Annotated in this window: 14 protein-coding genes; 8 read left to right on the top strand and 6 right to left on the bottom strand. The window is 62.1% G+C overall.

Translation table 11 applies throughout. The annotated features are described in order from the left end of the window. Position 1: 1 nt before the first annotated feature. A complete protein-coding gene (locus D0Y96_RS00415) occupies positions 2–979 on the bottom strand; it encodes a glycosyltransferase family 2 protein (RefSeq protein ID WP_117297156.1) in 978 nt (325 codons plus the stop codon). Between the two features lie 291 nt (positions 980–1,270). On the opposite strand from D0Y96_RS00415, the gene D0Y96_RS00410 reads away from it, so the two are divergent. The 8 genes from D0Y96_RS00410 (at position 1,271) to D0Y96_RS00375 (ending at position 11,010) form a co-directional block, all read left to right on the top strand. After that, on the top strand, positions 1,271–2,266 hold the full coding sequence (locus D0Y96_RS00410; RefSeq protein ID WP_117297154.1) for an NAD-dependent epimerase/dehydratase family protein: 996 nt from the start codon (positions 1,271–1,273) through the stop codon (positions 2,264–2,266). Further along, positions 2,244–3,029 carry a nucleotidyltransferase family protein gene (locus D0Y96_RS00405; RefSeq protein ID WP_117297152.1) on the top strand — a complete coding sequence of 262 codons (786 nt, stop codon included), beginning with the start codon at positions 2,244–2,246 and terminating at the stop codon, positions 3,027–3,029. Before D0Y96_RS00410 ends, D0Y96_RS00405 begins: the two co-directional genes overlap by 23 nt. A gap of 2 nt (positions 3,030–3,031) precedes the next feature. Beyond that, positions 3,032–4,012: a GHMP family kinase ATP-binding protein gene (locus D0Y96_RS00400; RefSeq protein ID WP_252263357.1), complete on the top strand. Its 981-nt coding sequence runs from the start codon at positions 3,032–3,034 to the stop codon at positions 4,010–4,012. 72 nt (positions 4,013–4,084) lie between these two features. After that, positions 4,085–6,382 (top strand): GumC family protein, encoded by a 2,298-nt coding sequence (locus tag D0Y96_RS00395; protein ID WP_117297148.1) that lies wholly within the window; start codon positions 4,085–4,087, stop codon positions 6,380–6,382. After that, entirely contained in the window at positions 6,363–7,268 is a 906-nt protein-coding gene (locus tag D0Y96_RS00390; RefSeq protein WP_117297146.1) for a polysaccharide biosynthesis/export family protein, read from the top strand. Before D0Y96_RS00395 ends, D0Y96_RS00390 begins: the two co-directional genes overlap by 20 nt. Then, complete coding sequence (locus D0Y96_RS00385) at positions 7,255–8,619, top strand: O-antigen ligase family protein (protein WP_117297144.1); 1,365 nt, start codon at positions 7,255–7,257, stop codon at positions 8,617–8,619. The genes D0Y96_RS00390 and D0Y96_RS00385 overlap by 14 nt, the downstream gene beginning before the upstream one ends. Continuing rightward, positions 8,591–9,733 carry a glycosyltransferase gene (locus D0Y96_RS00380; protein WP_158562108.1) on the top strand — a complete coding sequence of 381 codons (1,143 nt, stop codon included), beginning with the start codon at positions 8,591–8,593 and terminating at the stop codon, positions 9,731–9,733. The genes D0Y96_RS00385 and D0Y96_RS00380 overlap by 29 nt, the downstream gene beginning before the upstream one ends. Continuing rightward, positions 9,730–11,010 carry a lipopolysaccharide biosynthesis protein gene (locus D0Y96_RS00375; protein WP_117297140.1) on the top strand — a complete coding sequence of 427 codons (1,281 nt, stop codon included), beginning with the start codon at positions 9,730–9,732 and terminating at the stop codon, positions 11,008–11,010. The genes D0Y96_RS00380 and D0Y96_RS00375 overlap by 4 nt, the downstream gene beginning before the upstream one ends. 72 nt (positions 11,011–11,082) lie before the next feature. On the opposite strand, the gene D0Y96_RS00370 is transcribed toward D0Y96_RS00375, so the two are convergent. From D0Y96_RS00370 to D0Y96_RS00350, 5 genes are all read right to left on the bottom strand, one after another. Next, positions 11,083–11,619, bottom strand: a complete 537-nt coding sequence (locus D0Y96_RS00370; protein WP_117297138.1) for a hypothetical protein — start codon at positions 11,617–11,619, stop codon at positions 11,083–11,085. A gap of 144 nt (positions 11,620–11,763) precedes the next feature. Further along, a complete protein-coding gene (locus tag D0Y96_RS00365) occupies positions 11,764–12,819 on the bottom strand; it encodes a Gfo/Idh/MocA family oxidoreductase (protein ID WP_117297136.1) in 1,056 nt (351 codons plus the stop codon). Positions 12,820–12,876: 57 nt separating this feature from the next. Further along, positions 12,877–15,018 (bottom strand): glycogen debranching protein GlgX, encoded by a 2,142-nt coding sequence (glgX, locus tag D0Y96_RS00360; protein WP_117297134.1) that lies wholly within the window; start codon positions 15,016–15,018, stop codon positions 12,877–12,879. An 85-nt stretch (positions 15,019–15,103) separates the two neighbouring features. Continuing rightward, on the bottom strand, positions 15,104–16,849 hold the full coding sequence (locus D0Y96_RS00355; RefSeq protein WP_117297132.1) for an ABC transporter permease: 1,746 nt from the start codon (positions 16,847–16,849) through the stop codon (positions 15,104–15,106). Beyond that, positions 16,846–18,189, bottom strand: coding sequence for an ABC transporter ATP-binding protein (locus tag D0Y96_RS00350; protein WP_117297130.1), 1,344 nt, complete (start codon positions 18,187–18,189; stop codon positions 16,846–16,848). Before D0Y96_RS00350 ends, D0Y96_RS00355 begins: the two co-directional genes overlap by 4 nt. Between the last annotated feature and the right edge of the window lie 203 nt (positions 18,190–18,392).

Genomic DNA, 18,392 nt, shown 5'->3' with positions numbered 1-18,392 from the left:
ATCAATCGGCCCATAAAATGTCCTTTCGCTGAAGGAATAGCTCGGGGGAGATTCCATTCACGATCGTTCCGGGGAAGATTTCGTCGCGCACCCTTCCGGCAACATAGGAAGGCGAGGCGGCAAGGGCTTTCAGAAATGCTGCGGCGGCCCGCAGCGGCTGCCGCTCCGACAGCCGCAGATTCATCGAGCGCAGCAGATACTTCGCGCTGCGCTGTGCCGGGTCAGCCAGCTTTTCCAGCTCTTTTTCAACGATGCAGAAGGATTGCGGAACCAGATTCCATAAGTGAGAGAGAAGAAGGTACTGCACATACAGTCCTGCTGTTTCCTGCATATGGAAGCGGCGCGTGCTGACGCTGGCTCCGTTGTGGCGAAACCCTACCAGCGGCTCGGGAATGCAGTGAATATCCCAGGCGAGCGCCATGCGCCACCAGAGATCGGCATCCTCCGCCGGCAGGTCGAGCCGGTATCCGCCGATGCGCAGCGTCTTTTCGATATGCAGCGCGGCCGATGGATGGCAGATCGAGGGCACATAGCCGCGCTCCGCCATGCTGCGCAAAGACGCTGCCGGGCCTCGCGAGCAGCGGAATCTTCCGGCGCTCGCGTGAACCGGATAGTAGTCGGCGAAAGAGTAAAACATACCGGCATCGGGATGCTGCTCAATAGCTTCGGCGATCCGTGCAAGACGCAGCGGGTACGATACATCGTCGGCATCGTGGCGAACCAGCCAGGGCGTGCGGGCTTCGTGCAGCATCCGGTTCAGTGTTTGCGCCACGCCGGAGTTTTCCTGAGTGAGTATGCGCAGACGGGAGTCATCGATGGATTCGAGATAGTCCAGGCTGTCATCGGTGGCGCCGTCAACAATAACCAGAAGGTCAAAGTCGTGGAAGGTCTGAGAGAGGATGCTGTCCAGCGATTCGGGCAGCCACGGCATTGCGTTATAGACTGGTACGCCAACTGTAATCAGTCTGTCCTGAGTCATATACAGAGCATCCGGATAAACCTGTAGCTGCGCATAAATAATCTGAAAGATGGTTTTGCAACTTATATCAAATGCGGATCGTGAATCCGTGAAGAGGAATAGTTCCGGTCTATAACTTAGGTAATTTGCTCTGCTACAGGCCGTTTGATAAGGTCACTCAAAATAACAAATTCAGTAATTAGAAAAATCATCGTTCCGGGTTACCGGACCAGATGAGGGGAAGCCGCGAGAAACCTGCATCAGGAGGGGATCGGGGTGACCGGCGAGCCGTGCCTGCAGGACTTACTGCCAATGTCAAATCAGACGGAAGAGACAATCCGGGCGAAAAAGTGGTTTCTCGCAGGTGGAGCCGGATTTATCGGCAGTCATTTTACCGATCATCTTCTCGGTACTTACCTGGCCCGGTCGGTAACTCTCTACGATAACTTTTCTTCCGGCCGCGAGTGGCACTATGAGGCGCACGCAGGCGACCTGCGCCTGAGCGTGGTTCGCGGCGGCGTCGATGATCTGGAGACGCTGACCGAGGCCATGCGCGGGCATGATGTGGTCCTTCATCTGGCCTCGAACCCGGATATCGCGCGCGCCGCGCTTGAGCCGCAGATCGATTTCCAACAGGGCACGCAGCTTACCAGCAACATCGTCGAGGCGATGCGGCGCAGCAGTGTGCGGCGTCTGCTCTATGCATCGGGCAGCGGCGTTTACGGCGATCTGGGCAGCAACGCTGCGTACGAGGATCATGGTCCGCTCGTTCCGGTATCCACATACGGAGCCAGCAAGCTTGGAGGCGAAGCGCTGATCGCGGGCTACTGCGCCATGTTTGGACTCACTGCCTGCGCTTTTCGCTTTGCCAACGTGATCGGCGCGCGTCAGACGCATGGCGTGGGTCTCGATTTCATCCGCCGTCTGGGGAGGAACCCGCAGTCGCTGACGATTCTTGGCGACGGGCAGCAGAGCAAGCACTACATTCACGCCTCAGATGTCGTGAAAGCCGTACTCTGTGCCGCCGAGCGCAGCCATGAAGGTTTTTCGGTATTTAACATCGCCACCGACGATGCCATCACCGTCAACGAAATTGCGGCGCTGGCCGCGCAGTGCCTCGCGTTACCGTCTATGCCCGCGCTGCACTATACCGGCGGCTCGCAGGGATGGAAGGGTGATGTTCCGATCGTTCGGCTCAATGCGGACCGTATCCGGTCCCTTGGCTGGATTCCACACATGAACAGCCATCAGGCTATGCGCCGCTCACTGGAGGAGCTGATCTCGGATGATCGCACGCGTTTCCACTAAAACTGACGTGTTGCCCACGCTCGCTCTGCTGGCCGGCGGCCTGGCAACACGGCTGCTGCCGCTGACCGAATCCGTGCCGAAATCGATGCTGATGGTGGCCGGCGAACCCTTCATCGCCCATCAGCTTCGCCTGCTGGGAAATCAGGGACTGCGCAATGTCGTGATCTGCTGCGGTCATCTCGGCGAGCAGATCGAGGCCTTCGTCGGAGACGGGCGGCAGTTCGGGCTTCGCGTCCGCTACAGCTACGACGGAGATGAACTGCTCGGCACCGGTGGCGCGCTGATGAAGGCGAAAGCGATGCTGGGGAGGCGCTTCTTCGTGATGTATGGCGACAGCTATCTTCCGGTGTGGCTTGCGCCCGTCTGGGATGCCTTTCGTATCTGCTCGAAGCCGGCGCTGATGACTCTTTACCGCAATAATCACCGCTGGGACAAGAGCAATGTCGAGTTCAGCTCGGGAAGAATCCTTCGCTATGCGAAGAAGTACTGCACGCCTTCCATGCAGCACATCGATTACGGCCTGAGCGCGATGAGCAACGAGGTCTTCGATCCGTGGCCGGAGTGTGAACCCTTCGATCTCGCGGATGTGTATTCCGAGCTGGTGAACCGCAGGGAACTGGCCGGTTATGAAGTGCAGGAGCGGTTCTATGAGATCGGCTCTCCTCGCGGGCTGAGCGAAACCGAGAGTCTGTTATCCGGCACGCTGGTGGCTGAGCCGGCGCACCAGCCGGAGCCGCGGCCCCTCAGTGAGGTCCTCCCGTGATCATGACCCGTACGCCGCTGCGCATCTCCATCGGAGGGGGCGGCACGGACCTTCCATCGTATTACCGGGAGTTCGGCGGCTTCGTCATCTCCGCGGCGATCAATAAGTATGTCTATATCTCGGTCAACCGCAGCTTCTTTCCCGGCTATTTTCTGAAGTATTCCGAAACCGAGCACGCCGAAACCTGCGAGGAGATTCGCCACCCGCTGCTGCGCTCGGCGCTGGAGATGCATCAGGCGCCGCGTCCGCTCGAGATCGTCAGCGTTGCCGATGTTCCCGCCGGTACCGGACTCGGCTCCTCCGGCGCATTTCTCGTGGGCGTGGTGCATGCGCTGTGCGCCTATCAGCGGCAGCCCGTGACGGCGGAAAAGCTGGCCCGCGATGCCGTCGAGATCGAGATGAATCGTCTGGCCGAGCCCGTCGGTAAACAGGACCAGTACATTGCCGCCTACGGCGGTCTTCTCTGCCAGCAGTATCATCCCGACGACCAGGTGACCGTTTCTCCGCTGCAGATGAGCGAGGAGGCGATTCGCGAGCTGCGCGATTCGCTGATGCTCTATTTTGTCGGCTACACGCGCAGCGCCTCCACGCTGCTCGATGAGCAGAAGCGGCGCTCGGAGGCGGGCGATCCCGCGATGATCGAAAGCCTGCACTTTGTGCGCGCTCTGGGCGAAGAGACGCGCAATGTACTCGAATCGGGAAACATCGCCGAGTTTGGCCGTCTGATGCATCAGCACTGGCTGCGCAAGCGCAAACGATCTTCGGGAATGAGCAGCGACCGCATCGATGAGCTGTACGAGCTTGCTTTGTCGAAGGGCGGCGCGACCGGAGGCAAGCTCGTCGGCGCCGGCGGCAGTGGGTTTCTTCTCTTCCACACCCAGGATCGCAAGCGTCTGCGGCGGACGATGACCGATGCCGGCCTGAGCGAAATGGACTTCCGCTTTGATTTCGACGGATCGGTGGTGCTGCTCCGCAATGCCTGACCATCGGCTGCGGAGACTCGGCCTGCGCTTTCACGCGCAGACGCCGCACCGCGTTCCCCCGCGAGGCCGCCGATGACCTCGCCGACGCACATCCTCGAAAGAGACGCCATGGCTGTCTATGATGAGTGGACGGTCGCCGATCTGCTGTCGATCCTGCGCCGGCGGCGGCGCATCGTGCTCGGCATGGTTTTTGCGCTTCTCCTGCTTGTCACTCTGTACTGTCTGCTGATAACGCCGCTCTACCAGGCAACCGGAGAGATCGAGATTCAGCGCGAGCCCTCCGGGGCCTTCGGTCTGGACAATGGTGTGCTCGGAGACACGAGTCATGAGGCTTCCGATGCGCTTGAGAACAGCATGTCGATCGAGACGCAGGCGGGAATTCTCGAATCCGACACGCTGGCCCTGCATGTCATTCGCGCCCTCGATCTTGAATCCACGCAGAATTTCTTTCCGGCGAAGAAGCGCGGTCTGACCATCCCCGGCTGGATCTTCTTCTGGCGAAGCCCGCTCGAGCCGCGCAGCGTGCCTCTGGAAGAAGCGCCCAACCGCCGTTATGTTGCGCTCCGCATCTTTGCCCGCCACCTGACCGTGCAGCCCGTCACCGGCACACGGCTGATCGAGATTCGTTACTCCGACCCCGACCCTGCGCTGGCCGCCCGAGTCGTCAATCGTCTGGTGCAGGCGCTCGCCGATTACACCTTTCAGTCGCGCCTGGCGCAGACCTCGGAATCCTCGTCCTGGCTTGCCGGCCAGATGTCCGGCCTGAAAAAGCAGGCCGAAGCGCTGCAGACGAAGGCCATCGGGCTGCAGAGCGAGGCCGGAATGTATGGGGACAATGGCTCTCACGATGTCGTTCTCGCGCAGCTGGAGAATCTGAATCAGGCGCTCTCGCAGGCGGAGCTGAATCGCATTCTGAAAGAAGCCATCGACCATACCGCGCAGAGCGGAGATCCGGAGCTGATCTCCGGACTGACCGCCAGCGCAGGCGCTGAAGAGACAGGCGGCCTGCAGCATTCCCTCGAGCTGATCGAAACGCTTCGCTCCCGCGAGTCGACGGCGAAGGCCGAGCTCGCGCAGGACGAGACCCGCTACGGAGCCGCATGGCCCGGTATGCAGGAGCGCCAGGCACAGCTTACGGAGATACAGAAGTCGATTCATGACGAGGTGCGGCGCGTCGGTGAGCGTGCCCACGCCGACTATGAGATCGCGCAGCGCGCCGAAGACACGGCTCGCGAGGAGTTTGAAAAGCAGAAGACGCTGGCCGCTCAGATGAACGACAGGCGGATCGCATGGACGCTCGCCCGTCAGGAGGCCGACGAAAGCCGCAGGCTGTACGATCAGCTCTTTGGAAAGCTGAAGCAGGCCGGCGTTCTCGAAGGCCTGCACACCAGCAGCTTCAGCATCGTCAACCCTGCGCGCATTCCTCCGGGGAATCATCCGAAAAGCCCGAACCTGCCGCTGTATTATGCGGCGGCTCTGGGCGCCGGGCTTTTTCTGGGGTGCGCCGGAGCCATTACCTGCGAGTTCACCGACCGGTCGATCACTTCGCTCACCGAAGTGGAGAGGCTGACCGGGGCTCCCTTGTTCAGCGTGATTCCACTGCTCGAGCCCTCCTTCCATCTTCCGCGTCTGCTGCGTGGCGGAGGCTCATCCGGTGTGACGGCCGCTGCTTCGTGGGAGCTGCAGGGAACCGGCAGCGCATCCGGCTCTCCGTTCTCGGAATCGCTTCGCACGCTGCGCGCCTCTTTGATGCTCTCGCGCAGCAGCGCTCCGCCGCAGGTGCTGCTGGTGACCGGCACGCGGGACGCCGAAGGCAAGAGCACGATTGCGCTGAACCTGGCCGCGATCCTGGCGCATCAGGGCGCGCAGGTTCTTCTGGTCGACGGCGATCTGCGCCGGCCCGCGCTGCACCGCTATCTCAATATGCCGGAGTCGCCCGGCCTCAGCGAGGCTCTGGCGGGCAGCGCGGCTCCGCCCGAGCCGCAGCCGCTGACGGCGCTGCCTTCTCTCGCGCTGCTGCATGCGGGGCGAAAGCCGCCCTTTCCCTCTGAGCTGATCGCATCGCGCCGCATGGAGGAGCTGCTCGGCGGATGGCGCCATCAATACGACTTCATCGTGCTGGACAGCCCGCCGGTGCTGCCCTTTGCGGATGCTCTGGTGCTTTCGCAGATGTCCGATGCCACGCTGCTGGTCGCGCGCCCTGGCGTGACTGCGAAGCCGGCCATTGCGCGCAGTTATCGAGCGCTCTCGCTGCAGATGGCGCAGAACGCGGTTCTGGGAGTGGTGCTTAACGGCGTTCGCGAAACATCGGCAGAGTACTACGAATACTACGGATACAAAGGATCGCGCTATGGCGGGACTCGCACTTAAAATCGTGTGCTGCTGCGTGGCGGCATGGCTGGCTCTTGCTCCGGCAGGCGCGCAGCAGAGCGCGCCGACCGAGAGCCTGCTGATCGGCCCCGGCGATCTGCTGCACGTCTCGGTGCTGAGCGAATCCGAGCTGGAGCGCAGAGCCCGCGTGCGCGACTCCGGCGATGTCGCCCTTCCGCTCATCGGCAACGTATCTGTGAAAGGACTGACGCCGGCCGATGCCGCCGCCGCTATTGCGGAGCAGTATCGGAAGGGCAACTTTCTGAAGCATCCCGAGGTCTCCGTCCTTATCGAGGAGTACGCCACGCAGTCCGTTGCGGTGCTCGGTCAGATCGCCAGGCCCGGAGCCATCCAGCTGGCCACGCCGCGCAGCCTGATCGATGTGTTGTCCATGGCCGGCGGCCTGACCGAAACCGCTGATCGCCACATCACCCTGCATCGCGCCGGTAAAGACGGCGATACCGTGCAGGTGTATCTGCCGAACAACGCCGCTCAGGACCTGCATGCGGACGTGATGGTCTATCCCGGAGACACGGTGATTGTGCCGAAGGCCGGAATTATCTATGTTCTCGGCGATGTGGGACGCCCCGGCGGCTACGTCATGCAGAACGACTCGAAGATGACGGTGCTGGAGGCGATTGCCATGGCCGCCGGTGCCGGAAAGACTGCCTCCGATCGCAAAATCCGCCTCATTCACAATGCGGACGGCCAGTATGTCGAGCTGGACCTGCCGCTGCGCGCGATGGAAAACGGCAAGCAGCCGGATGTGGCGCTCCATCCGAGTGATGTCCTCTACGTGCCTTTCAGTTTTGCGAAGAACGTTGCGATGGGCAGCACCAGCATTCTTGCCGCGGCCTCGACAGCCCTGATTTATGCGGATCGCTGAGAGCGGCCTCGCTGCCGGTCCGGTGAGAATGCGCCAGCCGCCGCTGCGTCTGCCGCTGGCCGATATTCTCTGCGCGCTGATCTTTGCCTTCTTTGCCGTGCAGGGAGCCATTCCCGGCATCGCTCCCGGTCAGGCGCTCGAAGCCACCAATGCCGCTCCCACGCCGCTGATGCGCATCGGCGGCATCGCCTCGCAGGTCGTTATCGATGGAACGATCCTGCTCTTTTTGCTGAAAGACGCGCGCCTTCTGGCACGCCGCATTCTGTCTCTGGGGTATGCGGCGCTCTTCGCGGCGCTTGTGATCTTCTCCACGCTCTGGTCAATCGATCCGCTGCTGACGCTTCGGCGCTCTCTGGCCTTCACTCTGGCAGGATTCTTCGGCCTGTGGTTCGCCTCGCGCTTTCCGCTGCGCCGGCAGATTTCCATATTGATGCTGTCGATGGTTTTGCTGGCTCTGGGCGCGGCCTTCGTCGCAGTCTGCTTTCCGCAGATCGGGCTGGATCACTCGCCGGGCCACCACAGCGACTGGCAGGGTGTCTTTACGCAGAAGAACGCCTGCGGGCGCATCATGGTGCTGGCCACTGCTGTGGTGCTCTGTCAGCGACGGCTTACCATTCCGCGCCTGGCCGCTTTGTCGCTGTTTGTCTTCGTTCTCGTCATGAGCGGCTCGCGCGGCGCCTGGCTGATTGAAGCCGCCGTCTTCGTCCTGTCTCTTTTGCTGCGCCTCATGCGGCGTATGGAGCAGCGCGGCCGCGTTCTCCTCGGCCTTGCAGCCGCGGTTCTGACGGCAGCCATGGCGGCAGCCGCGGTGCTCTTTCTGTCGCAGCTTACCGGCCTGCTCGGGCGCGATGCCACTCTCTCCGGCCGCACCGCTATCTGGACGCAGGTCTGGTCGTTCATCCGGAAGCAGCCCTGGCTGGGGTATGGATACGGCGCGTTCTGGCAGGGAATCCACGGGCCGTCGTTTCGCGTGGCCGCCACGGTGCACTTTATCGTGTTCCACGCTCACAATGGCTTCCTCGAAATCTGGCTGGACCTCGGCGCGGCCGGACTGCTCCTCTTCCTGCTCACTTACCTTCGTGCCTGGCGAAGGCTCTGGCCCGCTCTGCGCCGCGGACAGATCGATCAGGCTGCCTGGCCGCTGTTTCTGCTGGTTCTGATTGCGCTCTACGACCTCGACGAAAATACTCTGCTGATCTACAACGGCCTCTTCTGGGTGCTTTACGTCTCGGCTCTGGCCCATATCGAGGGACTGGCCGCCGGGCGGCGGGCAGAGATGCCTCCGCCGTCATTCCGGGATGAAATTCCTTCCGAGACCGTCGATGCCCCGCATCCTCTGCTTTCGTATTGAGCTTCTGCCGCTGTCGGAGACCTTCATCGCCTCGCAGGCGGGCGCTCTGCGCCGCTTCGAGCCGGTTTTCGCTGGTCTTCGCCGCGTTCCCTCCGGCCTGCCTCTGGATGCGTTCCGCGTGACGGCTCTGACGGAAGGCAACACGCTGATGGATCGTCTGAAGCGCCGCGCCTGGCTGCACTCCGGGTTCTCTCCCGCCTTCGAGCGAACACTTCGGGGCAGCCGTCCGGTGCTGCTTCATGCTCATTTCGCCGTCGATGCGGCGATCGCGCTTCCGTTGTGCAGACGGCTCGGCCTGCCTCTCGTTGTCACCCTGCATGGCTACGACGTCACCCGCTCCGACGAGGCGCTGCGCTGCTCCGCGCCTGGCCGCATTTTTCTGCACCGGCGACAGCGGCTCTTCGAGCAGGCCAGCCTCTTTCTCTGCGTCTCCGATCACATCCGGCAGAGAGCCATCGAGCGTGGCTTCCCGGCGGAAAGGCTTTTAACCCATCGCATCGGCGTCGATCTCAGCCTCTTTTCTCCGGGGCCTTCGGCGGATCGTGAGCCGGTGGTCCTCTTTGTCGGCCGCCTGGTGGAGAAAAAGGGCTGCGCACATCTGATCGAGGCGATGGCTCAGGTGCAGTGCGCCAGGCCCGAGGCGCGGCTGGTCCTTATCGGTGATGGGCCGCTGCGGGTGCCGCTCGAGGCGCAGGCTCGGCAAAGTCTCCGTAATGTTGTCTTCCTCGGGTCGCAGCCGGCAGAGGAGGTGCGTGCGTGGATGCGCCGCGCCCGCCTGCTCGCTGCGCCCAGCATCGTCGCCGCCGATGGGGACTCCGAAGGTCTGCCGGTCGTGCTTTGCGAGGCGCAGGCTATGGGCCTGCCGGTGGTGGGCTATCGCGGCCCTGGCGTCTCCGAAGCCGTGGAAAATGACGAAACCGGTCTGCTGGTCGAGCCGGGCAATCCCCAGGCGCTGGCCGCAGCCATCGGAACCTTTCTTCGCGATGCGGCCCTGGCGTCGATGATCGGTCATGCCGGTCGTCGCCGTGCCGAACGCTTCTTCGACCTGCAAGCGCAAACCGCTATTCTCGAAGAGACGTATGCCGCGCTGTCAGAAGGAGGGGCGCCGCAATGAAAGAGGATTCGTTACGGCGCGGCTCGCTCTGGATGTTCTCCGGCCAGGCCGTCTCGATCCTTTTTCAGGGGATTTACTTTGTGCTGATGGGCCGCACCCTGGGCAGCCGCGAGTACGGCGTCTTCATCGGTGTCGTCTCCCTGGTGGGCACGCTGGCCAACTTCAGCGCCCTGGGCATGGAGATGATTCTGGTCCGCAATGTCAGCCGCGACCGCGAATCCTTCGCCGTCACCTGGGGCCAGTCGCTGATCATCACCTTCGCCGGCTTTCTGGTTCTGCTGGCAACCTCGCTGCTCATCGGCCACTACACGCTGCGTCCCGATCTCCGCGTGCTTATTCCATACGCTGCCTTCGCCGACGGCCTTCTCGGGAAGCTGGTGCTGCTTGCCGCGCGGGCCTTCCAGGGCGCCGGGCATCTGGACTGGACCGCGAAGCTGACCGCCGTCACCAATATCGGCCGCGCTCTTACCGCGGCGGGGCTCTTCTGGTACGCGCATGCGCTTGGCGTGCATCCCACCGCGCTGACCTGGGCGAAGATCTACTGGTTTTCGACGCTCATCGTGGCCGTCGGCGCACTGATCGTGGTTACTACCAGGCTGGGACGGCCGCGTATCTCCCGCATCCGCGGACGCGACCTCAGCGAAGGCTTCAGCTTTTCGCTCTCCAGCTCCTCCATCTCGATCTATAACGACATCGACAAAACCTTTCTGGCTGGACTCAACCAGCTCTCCGCCGCCGGATTCTACTCCGCGGCTTACCGCGTCATCGACGTGGTTACGGCTCCGCTTTACGGCCTGTATGCAGCGGCCATGCCGCGGTTTTTTCGCGAGGGGGGACGCGGCGGTATCGCCGGAGCTACGCCGCTGGTTCGCAAGCTGCTGCTGCGTACCGTTCCTTACGGAATCGTGGCCGCCATCGGGCTCTATCTGGGCGCAGGAGTGCTGCCGCTGCTCTTTGGCCCGTCCTTTCGCGGATCGGTCACCGTGCTGCGCTGGCTGTGTCTGCTGCCGCTGCTGCGCGTGCTCCACTATGCGTGGGGAACGGCGATTACTGCCTCTGCCTCGCAGTGGAACCGGACGGCAACCCAGCTCAGCGCCGCGCTGCTCAATCTCTCTCTCGATGCGGTGCTGATTCCGCGCTGGTCGTGGAAGGGTGCGGCCATTGCCAGCCTGGCTACCGACGGAACCCTGGCGCTGCTGAGCTGGATCGTGCTGCAGATGCTGGCGCGCCGTGAGCGCTCGCGTCTGGCCGCCAGCCTCGATGAGCTTCCGGGCTAAGACTCGCCGAAAAATATCTTCCCGCAGCGCGGAGAAAATCCCGGCTGCGCCGAACGGCAATCCAGCTTTCGACTAATTGGGGCCGGAGCCGTTTTTGCCGCGCTCGTCCTTGTGATCGGCGAAGTATTTGTCCTGTTCGGCGAGCAGCTGTTTTACCTCATCGTTCACGCTCTGGGAGGCGGCCAGCGCGGTCTTGCGGGAAAAGTCGTAGGTCGCATCGGTTCCCACGCGATTCAGCACATCCGGCCATTTGCCGCTGTCCGGAGCCAGATCCTTCAGCGCCTTGCGCAGGTCGGCATGCGCCGCATCGTAGGTATCGAGATTGTCCTGGAGTTCATCGCACAGCCGGGTAAACTCTTCGAGCTTCGACCGCAGCTGTGCTTTCTGGTGGGTCAGCGCCGGATCGGCCGCCAGCTTCTTAATGTCATCGACGCGCTGATCGATGAACTTCATATACAGCTTGATACGATCTACGGGATGAACGGCATTCTCCCGGATCTGCTCGATCTCGGACTCGGTGAGCGTGTCCTGATCCTGCTGGGCCAGCAGACGCGGAGCCGAACCGGCCAGTAAAAGCAGCAGAAGACACCAGTGAATCCACCGGCGCATGGAACACCTCCGGAGCGAGTACCGTCTTCCATGTTGGATGCGGCGAACCGATTCCGCAAGAGGGAGATTCACCCCATCGAACTCCCTCAGCGCCGGGTCTTTGCCTGTCCGTGTCTTACTCCGCGCAGATCACGGTTGCCGGCGTTACGGCTGATCGCTGAAGTCCACCGGCAGCCGCCGTCCTTCGGCGCTGCTCTGCCGCGCCAGCTCGATCATCCGTGTGGTGCGCCAGGCCTGCTCCGGCTTCACCTCCAGCTCGCCTTTGCCCAGCAGGGCATCGCGCACATTGCCGTAAAGGTCGCGGTAGTCGCCCCGCCGGGTCACCAGGCGGCGCGAATCGCCGTCGGCCAGCCGCAGCTCGCCCCAGTCGCTCTCCGGATCTTCGCCGAATCCGGGCGATGCGAAGGTGAGCCCGGCCTTGAGCTGATTTTCCTGCGGATCGATGCCGAATTTTACGAAGCTGCCCTTCGTCCCGTGCAGCGCAAAACGCGGACCGGGCGTGAAGGTGGAAAGCGTCGAGCGCAGAAAGACCGTGAGAGCCGGATACTGCAGCAGAATGTCGAAGGCATCGTCGATGACGGCGCTTTCGCGCTCCGTCCGCACCTCGGCCAGAATGCTCTCGGGCGCTCCAAAGAGCTTCAGTGCCTGATCGATGAGGTGAGGTCCGATGTCGAAGAGAATGCCTCCGCCGGCCTCGCCGTTTTCACGCCATGCTTCGAGCCGAGGCGCCGCGCGAAAGCGGTCCATGTGCGACTCGAAGCGAACCAGCCGCTCCAGCTCGCCGCTTTCCAGCACCTCACGGACGGTCAGAAAATCGCCGTCCCAGCGGCGGCTCTGGTAGGCCGTCAGCAGCAGGCTGCGCTCGCGCGCCAGCCGGATCAGCTCCGCCGCCTCGTCTGAGGTCAGCGTGAACGGCTTGTCGATGAGCACGTGACGGCCGGCCAGCAGGCACTGCCGCGCATGCTCGAAGTGCGCGCCGCTCGGCGTCGCCACAACGATGAAGGGAATCGAAGCGTCTTCCAGCAGCTCGTCGATCGAGCGGAAGATGCGGGCATCGGGATACGTACTGGCCGCTTCATCGCCCGTGCGCTGCACAATGGCGGCCAGCTCCAGTCCTGGCGTTTCTGCGATTACTGCGGTGTGAAAGATGCGGCCCGCCATGCCGAAGCCGATGACGCCAACGCGAACAGGTTCATGCATACGTTGCCATCATACGGCAAAGGCATGCGCATTCCTTTGCGCGTGCCCGCGCATCGCTCAGAGCGCCGCGGCCTTCTGCGCCTCGTGTTCGCACAGCAGCATCAGGGAGCGTCCCTCGAGGCGCAGCTTTTTACGCGTCGGACCGGATTTGAACGGTGTGTCGATGTGATCGGTATTCAGCGTGACGACCCACGCTCCGCCGCCGGGAGCGGACGGCAGATGGAAGTCGACCGGCTCATAGTGAGCATTGAGCAGCAGCAGAAATGAGTTATCTGCAACCGGATTGCCCTGATCGTCACAGATATTCAGCGTTTTGCCGTTCAGCATCATGCCGACGCTGCGCATCCATCCCGCATTCCAGGCGTCTGCGCCCAGCTCTTTGCCGCTGGTGCTGTACCACGCGATATCCGAGCCTTCGACGTTGTGAATGCCGCGGTCCTGAAAGAATTTTCGGCGGCGCAGGTTGGGGTGGTCGCGCCGCAGACGGATCAGCTCCGCCGTGAAGTCGATCAGCGCCTCTTTTTCGTCCGTCCGCGTCCAGTCGTACCAGCTTGTTTCATTGTCCTGGCTGTAAGCGTTGTTGTTGCCGTTCTGCGTGCGGCCCATCTCGTCGCCGCCGGAGATCATGGGTACGCCCTGGGAGAGCAGCAGCGTCGCCAGAAAATTGCGGATCTGCCGCTCGCGCGCGTGAAGAATGTCCGAGTTGTCGGTCGGACCTTCGGCGCCCATGTTCCAGGAGTAGTTATCGTTCGTGCCGTCCTGATTGTCTTCGCCGTTGGCTTCGTTGTGCTTGTTGTCGTAGCTGACCAGGTCGCGCAGCGTAAAGCCGTCATGCGCCGTGACGAAATTGATGCTGGCATACGGCCGCCTGCCGTCGTGCTGGTAGAGGTCGCTCGATCCGGTCAGGCGATAGCCGAGGTCGGAGAGCTGTCCATCGTCGCCCTTCCAGTAGCGGCGCACCGTATCGCGGTACTTGCCGTTCCATTCCGCCCACAGGATAGGAAAGTTGCCGACCTGGTAGCCGCCCTCTCCCACATCCCACGGCTCGGCGATGAGCTTTACATCGGCCAGCGTCGGGTCCTGGTGAATGATGTCGAAGAAGCCGCTCAGCCGGTCCACGTCGTGCAGCTCGCGCGCCAGCGTCGCCGCCAGATCGAAGCGGAAGCCGTCGACGTGCATCTCGAGTACCCAGTAGCGCAGGCTGTCCATGATCAGCTTCAGCACCTGCGGATGCCGAACGTTCAGGCTGTTGCCGGTGCCGGTGTAATCCATGTAATAGCGGGGATTGTCCGGCAGCGTCCGGTAGTAGGTGAGGTTGTCGATGCCCTTGAAGGAGAGCATCGGGCCGAGATGATTGCCTTCGGCGGTATGGTTGTACACCACGTCCAGAATCACTTCGATCCCTTCACGGTGCAGCGTCTTCACCATCGCCTTGAACTCGGAGACCTGGTGCCCGCCGTCGCCGGAAGAGCAATAGCGGCCCTCCGGCGCGAAATAGCCGAGCGTGTTATAGCCCCAGTAGTTGCTCAGCCCCTTTTCGACCAGGTGCGAGTCCTGGATGTACTGGTGAACCGGCATCAGCTCGACCGCGGTAATCCCGAGCCGCTTGAAGTGGCGAATGCTGGCCGGCGAAGCGATTGCGGCATAGGTGCCGCGAAGCGCCTCCGGAATCTCCGGATTCGCAATGCTGAAGCCGCGCACATGCGTCTCATAGATTATGGAGTCGACCAGAGGGGTGCGCAGCGGGCGGTCCTGGTCCCAGTCGAAGTATGGATTGACGACCACGCTCTTCGGCGCTCCCGGAGCACTGTCGCCATCATCCTTCTGCAGGTCGGCGTCTTCACCACCGAACCGGTAGGGAAAGATCGACTGCTGCCAGTCGACCTTGTCGCAGATGGCCTGAGCGTAGGGATCGACGAGCAGCTTCGCGGGATTGAAGCGCAGGCCCTTTTCCGGCTCCCACGGACCATAGACGCGATAGCCATAGCGGCGGCCCGGTTGAATGCCCGGCAGATAGCCGTGCCACACAAACGCCGTCCGCTCTTCCAGACGATATTTTTCCGCCTCCGCGCCCGACTCGTCGAACAGGCACAGCTCCACTGCCGTGGCGTATTCGGAATAAATGGCAAAGTTGACGCCGGTGCCATCCCATTTGGCGCCCAAAGGCGTAGGTTTCCCGGGAAGAAGCGCGCTGGCCATTCGTCCACTCTCAGGTCTGAAGTATCAGAGATTCACTGATCAGAGGCCAGGAGCGGACGAAACGTTGCCTGGCATAGGCGGTCGTTCATCCATCCAGCCGGTAACGCGTCTCCGCGAGCTTATAAAGCGGCCGCCATACCAGCCGGTTGATGGTAACCACCATGAGCGCCATGATGATGGTGGCCAGCAGCAGCAGCGGATAATTGCCCTGATCGCTGGCCGCGCTGATCTGCGCGCCGAGCCCGACCGTCTGCAGCGTTCTGTCCTGCAGCTTGAAGTACTCGGCCACAATCGAGGCATTCCATGCGCCGCCGGAGGCCGTTACCAGGCCGGTGATCAGAAAGGGAAAGATGCCGGGGAGAATCACCGTCGTCCAGCGCTGCACACCGGAGAAGTGAAAGAGCGTCGAGACTTCCATCAGATCCGATGGGATGGCCATCGCTCCGGCGATCACGTTGAACAGGATGTACCACTGCGCCGCCAGCAGCATCAGCGCAAGCGAGCCGATGCCGAGACCCAGCCCGGCGTGAAGCAGCGCCAGCAGAAGAAGAGGAAACAGCGCCGTCGCCGGAAAGGACGCGGTAATTTGTGCCAGCGGCTGAGCTATATTCGCGAGCTTTGGATGTGAGCCGATCGCGACGCCTACCGGAATCGTCCACAGCGCGGCAATCAGCAGGGAAGCGTTCACCCGCAGAAAGGTCGCCGCCGCGCCCTTCAGCAGCAGGATCAGGCCGCTCACGTGAACATCGTGCAGCAGCATGACGGCATGGAACGCCGCAATACAGATGGCGATAAGGACAAACCCCATCACCATGAAAAATATGATTCCCTGGGTACGCTGCGGTCTGCTGTGCTTTGCGGCGCGCGCCAGATTGCGTTCGCGGCGCTCCGCGAGCTGCGCATAAAGGCGCTCCGCGGCCGGCCGGAAGGTATGGCGATTGATGATGCCGAGCACATTCGAGTTGCGCAGCGCGTACAGGATCGGCGAGGTGATGCGATTCGAGCTCTCGACGTTCTCGAACTTGAATTTGTCGGACCACGCAATCAGCGGCCGCCACAGCAGCTGATCGGTCAGCACGATAATCAGGATCATGGTTATGATGCCGTAGACCATGGCCTGCGTGTCGCCGTGCGAAGCGGCCGTCTGCAGATACGATCCCAGTCCCGGCAGGCGGAAGTTCCTGCTGCCGACGGGGAACATCTCGCAGATCATGAGAAAGAACCAGCCGTTCGCCACCGAAACCATCGAGTTCCAGATGAGGCCGATGGCGGCAAAGGGCAGCTCCAGCTGAAAGAGCCGCTGCCATGCGGAAAAACGGTTGATGGTGCAGGCCTCCTGCAGCTCGCGGGGAATGCTCTTGAGCGAGGTATAGAAGCTGAAGGCCATGTTCCATACTTCGCCGGTGAAGATCAGCAGGATCGCGCCGAACTCGATGCCGAGCTGCCGCGAGGGGAAGAGCGACATCATCGCCAGCATCACGCCGGGAAGAAAGCTCAGCACCGGAATCGACTGCAGAATGTCCAGTGTGGCGATCATCAGCGTTTCAAACCGCTTGTTGTACGCCGCAACATAGCCATAGCCCACCGCAAAGAGCAGGCTGAGCGCGTACGCGACGAAAATACGTATCAGTGAATAGAACGCATAGAGCGGCAGGTGCGAAGGCGAGCGGTAGATCTCGACCTCGGGAATCGCCGTGCTGAACCAGAACTTCGCCACCCACAGAACGGCATAGAAGCCGGCCAGCAGCGCGGCGGCTACGCCCAGATCGATGAAGAACGGCCAGGTGCGCTCCAGAACCAGCTCGCGCGAGAGCGTATGGCGCGTCTTCATTCTTCCGTTTCTCCGGCGGCAGCCATAGACTCTTCGGTTTCGGGCAGCACAAACCTGCGGCGCGAGGCGTCGAAGTCGAACAGCTCCGCATAACGGCCCCAGTTGATAGCCGTGTCGAGCTGGCGCTGTGTCTCTTCTTCGCTGAACTGCTCGTCGAGCATGTCGAGGAAGAAGTCTTCCGGCACGGTATGGTCCGTCTTGTTATTCAGCGCGCGCGTGATCTGTCGCAGCAGCAGCACGTGGTCCAGCGCCGCCTTGCGGAAGAGCTCCTTTTGCCGCAGAATCTCCGATTCGGCATACTCTCGTCCTTCCGGAGTAATCGCCACATCGCCTTCTTCGACGCGCAGAAAGCTGAGCAGCTGCGCGGCATCCACGATAGGCAGCAGGTCGTCGATCTCGAAGGCCAGCTCATCGGCCAGCCGGTAGATATCCGTGCGGCCGTTCAGGTCGATGATCAGCTCCAGCAGACCGGCGATGCCGCCGGGCCGCGCGTGGGGCAGCATCTCGTAATGCATCTGCCGCTGGTCGCGCACGCGCCGTCCGCCCTCGATCACCGGCATCTCTGCCGGAGCCACATCGGGCCGGGTCAGCACTTTGTAGATGTAATCGACCAGCGCAGTAAACGGAGCGCTCTTGCGGTCGCGCGGATGCTGCAGGTTCACTTTAAAGTCGGTGCGCACATGGCCGGGATTGCGGCCCAGCACGATGATGCGGTCGGCCAGCAGAACGGCCTCTTCGATATTGTGCGTGACGAGGAAGATGGCCTGCGTGGGGATCGTCTTCTTTTGCCACAGCTCGAGCAGCTCGCTGCGCAGGTTCTCGGCGGTCAGCACGTCGAGCGCGGAAAACGGCTCGTCCATGAACAGCACTTCCGGCTCCACGACCAGGGCGCGCGCGAAGCCCACGCGCTGCCGCATGCCGCCGGAGAGCTCCTTCGGATAGGCCGATGCGAAACCGTCGAGACCGACCGTGTCCAGAATCTTCAGACTGCTCTTGTGTCTTGTGGTGGACGCGATGCCGCGTGCCTTCAGCGGCGCCTCCACATTTTCCAGTACCGTCAGCCAGGGAAAGAGAGCAAAGCTCTGAAAGACGATCGAGACATTAATCTGCGAGGCCGAGACCGGCTTGCCGTGCCACAGCACCTCTCCCGCCGAGGGCTTCGAGAGCCCCGCGAGCATGCGCAGCAGCGTCGATTTCCCCGAACCGGAGGGCCCGAGCAGTGCAACGATCTCGCCGGGGAAGATCTCCAGGCTGGTCGGCGCGATCACCTGGATACGGTTCTCGCTGGGTTGAGCGTAGAACTTCTCCACCTGCTGTGCGCGGATAATCGGTTCGGTCATAACAGTCCATAAAGATCAGAATTTGAGTCCGGCGCAGATTTTTCCTGCCGGTCCCCGCGGAACCTTTTGGCACATGGCCGGGTTTACAGATTACATGTAGTTTAAGCCGGAAGTTTAAGAGAAGGATGAAGCATCCTTCGATCGAAAGCGTATCATCATATTGATCAATCCGTTGTAAACCTCTCCACATGCTCCATAGTCGG

This window comes from Paracidobacterium acidisoli (assembly GCF_003428625.2).
GTDB lineage: Bacteria > Acidobacteriota > Terriglobia > Terriglobales > Acidobacteriaceae > Paracidobacterium > Paracidobacterium acidisoli.
This window is presented reverse-complemented; position numbering and strand designations above follow the sequence as displayed.